The sequence below is a fragment of the Streptomyces sp. BK208 genome, from assembly GCF_004364245.1.
Lineage (GTDB): Bacteria > Actinomycetota > Actinomycetes > Streptomycetales > Streptomycetaceae > Streptomyces.
The window spans coordinates 382,441-394,505 of the sequence record NZ_SOAV01000002.1 but is presented as its reverse complement, the minus strand read 5'-3'; the positions used below and the strand labels follow the sequence as shown (position 1 = coordinate 394,505).

9 protein-coding genes, 1 tRNA gene and 1 pseudogene are annotated in these 12,065 nt (G+C 72.5%); 2 read left to right on the top strand and 9 right to left on the bottom strand.

Features of this window, described 5'->3' with window-relative positions:
* Positions 1–11: 11 nt before the first annotated feature.
* Positions 12–971 (top strand): ABC transporter ATP-binding protein, encoded by a 960-nt coding sequence (locus tag EV562_RS06380; protein WP_133885672.1) that lies wholly within the window; start codon positions 12–14, stop codon positions 969–971.
* 92 nt (positions 972–1,063) lie between these two features.
* Here the strand turns inward: EV562_RS06380 and EV562_RS06375 are convergent, their stop codons facing one another.
* The 9 genes and pseudogenes from EV562_RS06375 to EV562_RS06335 all read right to left on the bottom strand — a co-directional run bounded on the left by EV562_RS06375 (position 1,064) and on the right by EV562_RS06335 (position 11,597).
* Complete coding sequence (locus EV562_RS06375) at positions 1,064–1,762, bottom strand: hypothetical protein (protein WP_208298299.1); 699 nt, start codon at positions 1,760–1,762, stop codon at positions 1,064–1,066.
* Positions 1,759–2,178, bottom strand: coding sequence for a thioesterase family protein (locus tag EV562_RS06370; RefSeq protein WP_133885671.1), 420 nt, complete (start codon positions 2,176–2,178; stop codon positions 1,759–1,761). The genes EV562_RS06375 and EV562_RS06370 overlap by 4 nt, the downstream gene beginning before the upstream one ends.
* Positions 2,179–2,180: 2 nt before the next feature.
* Entirely contained in the window at positions 2,181–3,845 is a 1,665-nt protein-coding gene (gene ettA, locus EV562_RS06365) for an energy-dependent translational throttle protein EttA (protein WP_133885670.1), read from the bottom strand.
* A 284-nt stretch (positions 3,846–4,129) separates the two neighbouring features.
* Entirely contained in the window at positions 4,130–4,429 is a 300-nt protein-coding gene (locus EV562_RS35015; protein WP_166661616.1) for a carbohydrate-binding module family 14 protein, read from the bottom strand.
* A gap of 243 nt (positions 4,430–4,672) precedes the next feature.
* Positions 4,673–4,852, bottom strand: a pseudogene (locus EV562_RS35440) (hypothetical protein); the annotation flags it as partial.
* 158 nt (positions 4,853–5,010) lie between these two features.
* On the bottom strand, positions 5,011–6,423 hold the full coding sequence (locus EV562_RS06350; protein ID WP_133885668.1) for a Cys-Gln thioester bond-forming surface protein: 1,413 nt from the start codon (positions 6,421–6,423) through the stop codon (positions 5,011–5,013).
* Positions 6,424–6,685: 262 nt separating this feature from the next.
* Positions 6,686–7,165: a single-stranded DNA-binding protein gene (locus EV562_RS06345; protein WP_133885667.1), complete on the bottom strand. Its 480-nt coding sequence runs from the start codon at positions 7,163–7,165 to the stop codon at positions 6,686–6,688.
* 256 nt (positions 7,166–7,421) lie between these two features.
* The gene (locus EV562_RS06340; RefSeq protein ID WP_243859994.1) at positions 7,422–9,767 is read right to left on the bottom strand and encodes a YfjP family GTPase; all 2,346 of its coding nucleotides are present in this window, start codon (positions 9,765–9,767) and stop codon (positions 7,422–7,424) included.
* A gap of 222 nt (positions 9,768–9,989) precedes the next feature.
* Complete coding sequence (locus EV562_RS06335) at positions 9,990–11,597, bottom strand: dynamin family protein (protein ID WP_133885666.1); 1,608 nt, start codon at positions 11,595–11,597, stop codon at positions 9,990–9,992.
* A 333-nt stretch (positions 11,598–11,930) separates the two neighbouring features.
* Between EV562_RS06335 and EV562_RS06330 the strand changes: the two genes are divergently transcribed.
* Positions 11,931–12,006 (top strand) — tRNA-Arg (locus tag EV562_RS06330).
* Positions 12,007–12,065: the final 59 nt, after the last annotated feature.

Below are 12,065 nucleotides of genomic sequence, written 5' to 3'. Positions count from 1 at the left end.
GAGGAGACCCGATGACGACCGACCCCACCCTCGCCGACCTGACCGACCGCGCCACCGCGTCCCGGGGCCGGCCCGCCTACGGGCACGACGCCCTGATCACCTGCGACCGCCTGGTGCGGATCTTCAGCGCGGACGGGGTGGAGGTGCAGGCCCTGCAGGGGCTCGACCTGCTGGTCCGCGAGGGGGAGCTGATGGCACTGGTCGGCGCCTCGGGCAGCGGCAAGTCCACGCTGATGAACATCCTGGCCGGCCTGGACACGCCGACCGCGGGAGCGGCCCGGGTGGCAGGCCGCGACCTGCTGACGATGACGGCGAAGGACCGCCTGGCCTACCGCCGCTCGGTGGTCGGCTTCGTCTGGCAGCAGACGTCCCGCAACCTCGTGCCGTACCTGACGGCCGCGCAGAACGTGGCCCTGCCCCCGCAGTTGGCCGGCACCGGCGGACGCCGGGCGGCGCGCACGGCACGCGCGCTGGAGCTGCTGGACCTGATGGGCGTCGCCGACTGCCGCGACCGCCGCCCGCGGCAGCTGTCCGGCGGCCAGCAGCAGCGGGTCGCCATCGCCGTGGCCCTCGCGGGCGCCCCGTCCCTGCTGCTCGCCGACGAGCCCACGGGCGAGCTGGACTCGCACACCGCGGAGCAGATCTTCGCCGCCTTCCGCACGGCGAACGAGCAGCTGGGCACCACCGTCGTCATCGTCACCCACGACCAGGCGGTGGCCGGCGAGGTCCGCCGCACGGTCGCCATCCGCGACGGCCGCACCTCCACAGAGGTTCTGCGCCGCAGCGAGGTGGACGCCGAGACCGGCCACGAGACGGTGGTGGCCCGCGAGTACGCCATGCTGGACCGCGCCGGCCGGCTCCAGCTGCCCGCCGACTACACGACCGCCCTCGGCATGCGCGACCGCGTCGCCCTGGAACTGGAGGCGGACCACATCGCCGTACGGCCGGACGACAGCGAGCCCCACCACTGAAGCCCGTGGTCCCGCCCGCCTGGGTCCACTGAAACCCATGGTCCCGCCCGCCTGGGTCCACTGAAACCCCTGGGCCCGCCCGCCGGGAGGGCTCAGCGCACGCTGAGGCCGCCCAGGCCCCCGGCCCCCGCCCGGCGCAGCGCCACGGAGCCGAAGGGGGTGCGCAGCCGCAGCCACGCACCGGAGGAGAACAACCGGGGCGCGTCCGTGTCCTCGCCGGAGCCCGGCGCCGCGGACGGCCGCAGGAACCCGAGCGACTGGGCCGCGTGCACGGCCCGCACCGGCAGCCCCGTCCCGCCGACCGTCCGGGACCAGATCTCCCGGCCGATGCGGTCCAGCTCGGCCCGCGTACGGTCCTCGGCCGCCAGCTCCGCCGTACGGGCCCGGAACTCCGCCACCGCGGCGGCGACCAGGGCACGCAGGGCGTCCGGGGCGGGCAGCCCCGTTTCGGCCCGCCAGCCGCCGCGCGGGGGCAGCACCCCGGCCCACGGCGGCCCGGTCACCGCGCCGGGGACCCGGGCGGTGGCCGCCCGCTCGTCCACGCTCTCCAGCAGCTCACCGGCGGACACGGTCGCGTCCAGGGTGGCGTCGAGCCCGTGCTCGTAGGGTTTGGCCAGCCGTACCGCGCGCACCGCCAGCACCTCGAAGGAGGGCGGCCGCCCGAAGACGGCCAGGGCCGTGCCGGCCGCCTGGAGGCGCACCGCGGCCGAACGGTCGTAATGAAGCAGCCGGGAGAGGAAGGCCGCGAGATCCGCGGCCTCCCCCTCGTCGGCCAGATGGAGCACCGTCATGCGGCGACGGCCTCCTCCTTGGCGTCCTTGGCGTCCGTGTACTCCTCGAGGAACTCCCGCTCCTCGGCGGTGATCCGCCGGGGCCGCTGCGCCTCGAAGTCGAACGGCACGATCACGGTGGAGGCGCGGACGTAGACCACGTCCCCGTCCTTGACCTCGTAGGTGAGCGTGAAGGAAGCGGCCCTGATCTCCGTGACCCACAGCTCGACGTCGACCGGGTGGTGCCGGTGGACGAGCTGCCGCTTGTAGTCGATCTCATGGCGTGCCACCACGGACCCCTGCTTGAAGTCCTTCTCCGGGCGGAACAGGAAGTCGATGCGTGCCTCCTCCAGGTAGCGGAGGAAGACCACGTTGTTGACGTGGCCGTACGCGTCCATGTCCGCCCAGCGCAGTGGGCAGCGGTAGATGTGCCGCAAGATCAGCCCCGGGTCAGCTTCTTGTAGGTGGCGCGGTGCGGACGGGCGGCGTCCGCGCCCAGCCGCTCGACCTTGTTCTTCTCGTACGACTCGAAGTTGCCCTCGAACCAGAACCACTTGGACTCGCCCTCGTAGGCGAGGATGTGGGTGGCGACGCGGTCCAGGAACCACCGGTCGTGGGAGACGACCACGGCGCACCCGGGGAACTCGAGGAGGGCGTTCTCCAGGCTGGAGAGCGTCTCGACGTCGAGGTCGTTGGTCGGCTCGTCGAGGAGCAGCAGGTTGCCGCCCTGCTTGAGGGTGAGCGCGAGGTTCAGCCGGTTGCGCTCACCGCCGGAGAGGACCCCGGCCGCCTTCTGCTGGTCCGGCCCCTTGAACCCGAAGGCGGAGACGTAGGCGCGGGAGGGCATCTCGACCTGACCGACGTTGATGTAGTCCAGCTCGTCGGAGACGACGGCCCACAGCGTCTTCTTCGGGTCGATGTGCTCGCGGCTCTGGTCGACGTAGGAGATCTTGACGGTCTCGCCGACCTTGATGTCGCCGGAGTCCGGCTCCTCCAGGCCCTGGATCATCTTGAACAGGGTGGTCTTGCCGGCGCCGTTGGGACCGATGACCCCGACGATGCCGTTGCGCGGCAGCGTGAAGGAGAGATCGTCGATGAGGACCTTCTCCCCGAAGGCCTTGCTGAGGTTGTTCACCTCGACGACGACGCTGCCGAGCCGCGGGCCCGGCGGGATCTGGATCTCCTCGAAGTCCAGCTTCCGCATCTTGTCGGCCTCGGCGGCCATCTCCTCGTACCGGGCCAGACGCGCCTTGGACTTGGCCTGGCGCCCCTTGGCGTTGGAGCGCACCCACTCCAGCTCGTCCTTGAGGCGCTTCTGCCGCTTGGCGTCCTTCTGGCCCTCGACCTTGAGGCGGGTGGCCTTGGTCTCCAGGTACTTGGAGTAGTTGCCCTCGTAGCCGTGCAGGCGGCCGCGGTCGACCTCGCAGATCCAGCCGGCCACGTTGTCCAGGAAGTACCGGTCGTGGGTCACGGCCACGACGGTGCCCTCGTACTTGGCGAGGTGCTGCTCCAGCCAGTTCACCGACTCGGCGTCGAGGTGGTTGGTGGGCTCGTCGAGCAGCAGCAGGTCGGGCGCCTCGAGCAGCAGCTTGCACAGCGCCACCCGTCGCTTCTCACCACCGGAGAGGTTCACCACGGGCCAGTCGCCGGGCGGGCAGCCCAGCGCGTCCATGGCCTGCTCCAGCTGGGCGTCGAGGTCCCAGGCGTTGGCGTGGTCCAGCTCCTCCTGGAGCTTGCCCATCTCCTCGAGGAGCGCGTCCGAGTAGTCGGTCGCCATCTGCTCGGCGATCTCGTTGAACCGGTCGAGCTTGCCCTTGACCTCGGCGACACCCTCCTGGACGTTCTCCAGGACGGTCTTCTCCTCGTTCAGCGGGGGCTCCTGCAGCAGGATGCCCACCGTGTATCCCGGGGACAGGAACGCGTCGCCGTTGGAGGGCTGCTCCAGCCCCGCCATGATCTTCAGAACGGTCGACTTACCGGCACCGTTCGGACCGACCACACCGATCTTCGCGCCGGGCAGGAAGCTCAGGGTGACGTCATCAAGGATCACCTTGTCGCCGTGCGCCTTGCGCGCCTTGCGCATGGTGTAAATGTACTCAGCCAAGAGAAACCGTCCGGCAGCTTGATCAGGCAGTGGGCAGATACACCCCATCTTGCCGCACCGCCACCCCTGGGAGGAAACGCGTTCCGGGTGGGGGCCCTGACCTGGCCTTTCCTGGATGCCCCGGAGCCTCACCTGTCACTGTCGGTCGCTGCCGATCGGCCTCGGGCACCCCCTGGAGGGGCCCAGGGACGACCCAGGGTCGGACACCAGGCGGCCATGACGTCCTGCGGCCATGACAGCAGCGGACGTGTATGTCCGGTCTCAACCTGCAGAGGTCATGGTCCTCAGAGGGACAGCCCCGCCCCTGCCTGAGGCGATTCCTCTGCTTCCTCCTCCGGCTGCTCCTCCGAGGGTTCATCCTCCTTCGGCTTCGCAGCGACGCACTTCATCGCCGCAGGGTCGAGCTCCTCGTCCGCGCGGGAGCAGTACCTCCCCAGGTCGTCCGGCTTCGGAACTCCACATTCCAGCCCGATGGGATCGAACACTTCGCCTTCGGGGCAGCTGAACTTGGCACTGAAGAAGAAGCTGCACTTGGAGTACTTCGTCAAATCGTTCGGGTCGGGAACCTTCACCTCGTTCAGCATGGCATCTGGGGGGCAGTCAGGGCTGCCGGGACCCATGCCTACGGCCTTGACGGCAGGGAGAGGGTTCGCCTGTGCCGTGGCGACAGTGGGCAGGAGGGCCATGCCAGCCAGGCCGAAGCAGGCCAGAAGTCGAGCCGTAGAGCGATTCACCGGGAACCTTCCGTCAAGACGTGGAGCGGCAGCAACGTGGGTGCTCCACCCGCCGACCAACACGTTGCGTGTTGGAATCATAACGCAACGTAGTCACGGCTTTGATGGTCTCGTACGCCCCGCGCTGCCGGGCGTCCCCCGCCGCCCGGCTGCACGTTTACACCTCAGGGCATCCATGGCGTCCATGGCGTCCAGGAGCGGGATCGCGTGGCCCTCGGCCATACGGTCGCCGATCTCGACGGGCGTGAGCCGGGAGACGGCTGTTGACTCACTTGGGAGCAAGTTCTCGGCGTACAGGCTGTTCAACGACCGGTTCCCGCCCCCGAGAAGGGCAAGCGCTACACCGCCGCCCGCGAGCACGGCATGCACTCGGGTGCTCTGACCTGGGTGTTTCCGGCCGGCATGGGACACCCGGCCGCGGGGTCACGCCGTTACTGCTCGTTCCTGCGGCGGACGAGGAGCAGGACCGCGCCGCCGGTGACGACCAGGGCGATGGCCGTGCCGCCGATCAGGGGGGTGGCGTCGGAGCTACCGGTTTCGGCGAGGTTGGGGTCGTGGAGGGGGACGGTGACGGGCCGGGTCGGGGCTGGTTCGCTGAGGGGGTGGGTGGTGTCGGCGAGGGCGGCGCTCTGGGTGCGGCAGTCCAGGACGCCGGTGAAGCGCTGCTCGAAGCCGGCCGGGCCCCGGACGGTGAAGTCGTAGGGGCGGTCCTCGGGGAGGGGGACCGGCACCGTGCGGGTCTCGCCGGGGGCGATGGTGTACTCGGTGTCCAGCAGCTCGAAGGTGAAGGGCTCGTCGCCCTTGTTGAGCGCGGTGATGTCGAGGGTGCCCTCGGCGCAGTTCTTCCTCGCGGACAGGGCGGGTACCGGGCCCTCGGCGGCCCAGGTGGCCGTCGCCGTCGCCGCGACCGTCGACTCGCTGGAGCCGGCCAGGATCTGGGTCTGGCTGCGGCTCTCGGAGGCGAAGGCCCGGCCGACCGGCACGGTCGTCGAGGCCTGGACGGACAGCTGGGCCGTGCCGGCCTCCGCGGCCTCGGGCACGTCGAAGAAGATCTGCGCGCCGTCGGTGACCTCGGTGACGGGCCGGCCCTTCTTGTCGACGATGCGGACCGCGTCCTTGGCCGCGGCCCCCAGCGGCGGCGTCACCGTCGCGCCGCCCGCGTTGGTGTGGACCGTCACCGGGCCGAGGCGCTCACCGGGGCGGCCCGACACGGCGGGCGGGTCCAGGGCGAGGGACGCGGCGGGCTCGGCGAGGCCGCGGGCGTTCTTCTCCAGGTAGTCGGCGAGCCGCTCGGCCCGCGGGTCGACAGCGTCGACGTCCGTGTCGTCCGAGTAGCGCCAGATGGCGACCTGGGTACCGGCCGCCGCCTCCTCCTCGGTGAGCCCGCCGCGGACGCCCGCCTTCTTCGCGAGCGCGGCCAGGTCGTTGACCTGCGGGTAGCTGTTCTGCAGGATCCAGCGGACGCGGCCCGCGTCCTTGTTGGTGCCCAGCGACGTGGAACTCCACGAGGTTTCCAGGTACTTGGCGTCCTTCTGCGTCGGGTTCTGGATGTCGACGCAGTACGTCTGGAGCGTGCCGCCGCCCTCGACGGACATCTCGAACAGGCCGGCCGCCACCTGCTGGTCGCCGCCCTGCCCGTGGATGACCGCGGTGCCGTGCGTCTTCAGGCCGCCTATGGTGGCCGTCGCCCCGCCCTGGCTTCCCGCCGCGCCGTCCTCAGCGGCGGCGGCCGGAGCCGCACCGGCCGCCACACCGGCGACGGTGAGCACGGACACCAGCGCACCGGCGGCGAGACGCACCGCCCCTCGACCGGGCAGAGACGGCGCAGCGAGCGAAGAAAACACCAAATTCCCCTTCGAGCAGGACCCGTTGACGTGGGGGGAACGGTCCCACCAGCAGAATCAGCAGCCACACAAGGCTCGTTCGGCATCCTAAGGACGTGACGGACCGGGCTCGGCGGTGATCGTCGCCCGTGCGGTGATCCGAATCGGAATCGTTATCGCCGAGAGCACCACTGAGCAGGGCTTATCGACAAATCCACCCGGGTTCACGCCGGGCGCATGGGGCGATAAGCCGTGCTTCGGGCGGTTCCGGATCGCCTCGGTGTCAGGCCACCGCGACGGGCTCCGGGCGCTGCTCAGGGGCCGGGCCGACCTGCTCGGCCACCGGTTCCACCGCCGGTGTCTCCCAGTTGGGCTCCGGCTGTGGTGGGGAGGCCGGAGCCTCCGTCCTGCCGGTGCGCCGGAACGCCGCCGTGCCGCGGGCGAGGTCGTGGCCGATCGCCACCGCGTCGATGTCGGCCGAGGTCCGGCTCTGCCCCTCGCGCACGTCGGTGCGCACCTTCAGCCTCCCCTGGACTACGACGGGGTCGCCCACCGCCAGGGAGGCCGAGGCGTTGGTGGCGAGCTGCCGGTTGGCCCAGACCGTGAAGAAGTTGGTGTGCCCGTCCGTCCAGGCGCTCTTCTCGCGGTCCCAGTAGCGCGCGGTGACCGCGAGCCTGAAGCGGGCCGACGGTCCGTTCGCCAGGTCCCGGAAGACCGGCTGGGTGGCCACGTTGCCCACGGCGCAGATCATCGTCTCGTTCATCGCGAGTCCTCCCTCCCGTACGGGCGTCTCCCGTACGGCACGGGGCGACCGCGTCCCTCGCGATCGCCGCGAAGGCCAGACTGCCCGCGAACGGCCGGGCCCGCCGGGGGCTGGGGACCGGCCCGGCACCTGTGGAGAACTCCGCCACCCGAACGGGTGGCGGTGTGACCGCCGTGACCGCCCTGGCCACGTCGGCCCAGGGAGACCCACAGCCGCCGCGCCGAACCGGCCCCGACGGCCGACCGGGCCCGCGCCGCTACCTCCCCGCGGCCCCGACCCCCGTGACCCGCGCGTACTGCTCCCGCACCTCGCGGTACCGCAGCAGCTCCGCCGCCAGCGGATCCAGCACCCTGGCCCGGCCGCACCCGGCGGCGGCCTCCCGCAGCAGGCGTTCCGCCTCGTGGCCGTAGCGTTTGGCGGGGCCGCGGGCCGCCAGGCGGCAGCTCCACTCGATGAGGGGTCCGCCGACGATGCCGGCCAGCATCAGCAGCACCGGCACGCCCAGGTTCGGCGGCAAGAAGCCGATGATCTGGCCGAGCAGCCACAGCCCGCCCACCACCTGGAGCAGGGTCATGGTCGCCTGGGCGAGGACGGCCGCCGGCCACCACCCGGGCCGCGGCGGGCGCCCCGGCGGCATCCCCGTGCGCACCGCCAGCTCGTCGAGGGCCTCGGGCAGCCCGTGGGCGCCGCGGACGGCCGCCTCGCGCATCGCCTGCGCCCACGGCGCGGGCAGTCCGGCCGACGCCTGGTCGGAGACCGTACGCACCGCGTGCTCGACACGCTGACGGGCCGTGGCCTCCTCGTCCGCCTGGGCGCGCGACGACAGCCGTCCCGTGACGGGATCGCGCCGGTCGTGGTACCAGCGCCACAGCCGCAGCCAGGGCGTTCCGCACGCGCGGTTGGCGTTGCGCAGCCAGGCGCGTTCGGCCGCCTCGCCCGCCGCGGTGGCGCCCACGGCGTCGGCCAGCCGGTCCGCGAACTCCTCCCGCGCCTCCTCGCTGAGCCCGGTGCGCCGCCCGGTGACGTACACCGGGCGCAGGTGCAGGGCGGCGGCGTCCACGTCGGCCGCGATCCGGCGGGCCGGAGCCTGGCGCTCCGCGACGAACTGGCCGAGGGTCTCGCGCAGTTCGCCGACGCCCTCCCCCGTGAGTGCGGACAGGGCGAGTACGGTCGCGCCGGGTTCGCCGTGCTCGCCCAGCGCGATGCCGTCCTCGTCGAGCAGGCGCCGCAGGTCGTCGAGGACCTGCTCGGCGGCCTCGCCGGGAAGCCGGTCGACCTGGTTGAGGACGACGAAGGTGACCTCGGCGTGGCCCGCCATCGGCCGCAGATAGCGCTCGTGGATCAGGGCGTCGGCGTACTTCTCCGGGTCGACGACCCAGATCACGGCGTCGACCAGCGCCAGGATGCGGTCCACCTGCTCGCGGTGCTGCACGGCCGCCGAGTCGTGGTCGGGCAGGTCGATCAGGACGAGACCGCGCAGCGGCGACTCGGAGTCCGGGTGCTGGAGGGGACGGCGGCGCAGCCGGCCGGGGATGCCGAGCCGGTCGAGGAGACTGGCCGCGCCGTCGCTCCAACTGCACGCGATGGGAGCGGAGGTGGTCGGCCTGCGGGCACCGGTCTCGGAGATCGTCACCCCGGCGAGGGTGTTGAACAGTTGCGACTTGCCGCTGCCCGTCGCGCCGGCGATGGCGACGACGGTGTGCTGCCCGGAGAGCCTGCGCCGAGCGGCGGCCTCGTCCAGGACCCGGCCCGCCTCGGCCAGGGTGCCGCTGTCGAGCCGGGTCCGGGAGAGGCCCACCAGTTCGCGCAGGGCGTCCAGACGTGACCTGAGGTTCCCGTCGTAGGCGAGCGGCATCAAAGCGGTCGAGGACGCGGCGGGCCTGCTCGGCAGGACGGCGTACTGCTCCGCACCGCCGTTCTCGTCCACCCGCCGCGCGATCAGCCCGTCGCCCCAGGCGCCCTCCCCGTCCCCGGAACCGGCCGAACCACCCGACGGACCGAGGGCCGAACCACCCGACGGACCGGCGGACGGCCCACCCGACGGACCGGCGGACGGACCACCCGCCGGACCGGTGGACGAACCACCAGCCGAACCACCCGCCGAACCGGCCGACGGACCGGCTGACACAGCCGTGGGCAAGCCCTCGGCTCGATCCCGACGGCCATCGCCACCGTTCTCGCGGCCGCCACGATGCTCTCGGCCGGCGCCGCGGTCCCCGCGGTTTTCGGCCCCGTCCCTCCGCCCGGCGCCACCGTCGCGGTGGGACGACACCTCCGCGTCCTTCACTCCCTCGGCCGTCACGCGCTGCACGCGCGCGTGGCGAGCGGCCTCACGGGCGGCCTCGGCTCCGACGGCCCCCGTCCGGACGGAAGCCACCGGCCGCCGGCCGCCCCGCTCACCGCGGCCGCCCGGCTCACCCCGGTCGCCCCGCCCGCTCCGGCCACCCGGCTCACCCCGGTCGCCCCGCCCGCTCCGGCCACCCGGCTCACCCCGGTCGCCCCGCCCGCTCCGGCCACCCGGCTCACCCCGGTCGTCCCGCTCGCTCCGGCCGTCCCGAGCGTTCGCATCGCCCGGCCGACCGGTACGAGCCGCCTCCTTCACCCTGCGCTCACCACGACCCGTGTGCTCGCCGCGATCTGTGCGCTCACCGCGCTCCGTGCGCTCACCGCGCTCCGCGTGCTTGCCGCGCTCGGCGTGCTCGGCGTGCTCGCCGCGCCCCGTGGGCTCCGCATGCTCCGGGGACTTCGTGGGCTGTGTGGGCTGTGTGGGCTCGGTGTGCTCGGTGTGCTCGGTGGGGTCCTGGTCAGTGACGGCGGTCACCGGTCACCTCTCCTTCTGCAGTACGGACAGCGCGGCGATCAGCTCTGCCTGCGGTTCGGGGTGCACGTCCAGGCTGTCGAGCGGCGCCAGCCTGCGCTCACGTTCGGCGTGCATGACCCGGTCGACGCTTTCGTCGAGCAGCCGCCCGCCCCGGTCGCGCAGCCGCAGCGCGCCGTGGGCACCGATCCGCTCGGCGAGCCGCTCACCGGCGGCCCGCGCGCGCCGCCCGCCCAGCAGCACCGTGGCGACCAGGCCGGCCACCACGCCGGGGTCCGGCGCGAGGTTGCGGTCCAGCTCGCGCACCTCCTCCTCGGCGTACTCCTCCAGCTCGCGCCGCCACCGCCGTACGGCCATTCCGATGCGGTGTTCGGCGCTCTCCGGGGCGGGGGCGGGGTCCGCGAGTTCGGGGGCGCCCGCGGCGGGTTCGTCGCGCCAGGCCCCGTCGACGCGTTCGTCGGCGGCGGTGACGGCGCACAGCAGCAGGGTGCTCAGGCTCTCCACCAGCGAGTCGAGCAGTTCCTCCGGGGAGCAGTCGAGGGGGAAGGCGCGCCAGCGCTTCAGCGCGTCCCCGGCGAGCACGGCGCCCGCCTGCAACCGCCCCCGTACGCGTGCGTGCTCGCTGTCGTAGGCGCCGTCGACGGCGGCGGTGAGCCGCAGCGCGGCGGCGTACTGCGCGGCGGTGGCGCCGGCCAGCTCGGGCATCCGGGACTTCAGCGAGTCCAGGATGCCGTGGGCCGTACGGGCCATGGCGTCGTGCCGGGCGTCGAGTTCCTGCGCCCGGTGGACGAGCCAGGCCCGCAGCGGCGCCACCGCGCTGGCCGGCAGCAGTCCTCCGCCCCAGGCCGACTCGGGCAGTTCGGGGACGGTGAAGCGGGGCACGTCGCCGAGCCCGGCCTTGGTGAGCAGGGCCGCGTACTGCCGCGACACCTCGGACACCACCTGGTGGGGCACCCGGTCGAGCACCGTGACCAGGGTGGCGTCGTACTCCTTGGCGGTGCGCAGCAGGTGCCAGGGCACCGCGTCGGCGTACCGGGCGGCCGTGGTGACCATCACCCAGATGTCGGCGGCGCAGATCAGCTCGGCCGCCAGGACGCGGTTGTCGGCGACGAGGGAGTCGATGTCGGGCGCGTCGAGGAGGGCGATGCCGGACGGCAGGGTGTCGGCGGTCTCGACCCGCAGCACGCGCGCCGGGTTCTCGCCGGGCAGCAGCAGGTCCTCGTCCGGGTCCCGGTGGGGCACCCACACGCGCGTGAGGTCGGGCAGTACCCGCATGCCGCTGAACCAGTGGTGGTCCTCCGGATGGCACACCAGGACCGGTGTGCGGGTCGTGGGCCGCAGCACGCCCGCCTCGCTGATCCGGCGCCCCACGAGGGAGTTCACCAGGGTCGACTTGCCGGCGCCGGTGGATCCGCCGACCACGGCGAGCAGCGGCGCCTCGGGCTCTTTGAGGCGGGGCATCAGGTAGTCGTCGAGCTGTGCGAGCAGTTCGTCGCGGTTGGCACGCGCGCGTGGGGCCCCCGCCAGCGGCAGCGGGAAGCGTGCGGCCGCGACACGGTCGCGCAGGGCGGAGAGTGCGTCGAGCAGCTGAGGCCGTACGTCCAAGGTCACCACATGGGAAGAATGCCCAATTTTGAGGGAATTCTGAAGCATATGAGCATGATGAGCATGTCTGCGCGCCGACCGGACACTCCGGACGGAAGGGACTACCGGGACGCGGGCGCCGTCCAGGCATAACGAGTGGACAACACCCGATGCGCGAGACGCCAAAAGCGATGCACGATTCGTAACTGCCTGCGATTATCGGGATCGCTTCACCGAACCTCCACATCAAGCCACGGAGGGGAAGCGTCCGGGACATGGAACCGGGAGCCCTATCCTTGTCCCGGCGAGGTCACGGACCGGCCCACACCGGGCACCACGACCGAGGCCACCGCACCGCACCAGGCCCCCGTAGCTCAGTGGATAGAGCAGGCGCCTTCTAAGCGCTTGGCCGCAGGTTCGAGTCCTGCCGGGGGCGCCACCGACACGCTGTCCGTCGGCGACGTCGCGCACGGGCGGGTGACGAGCCGTGGGCGAGGT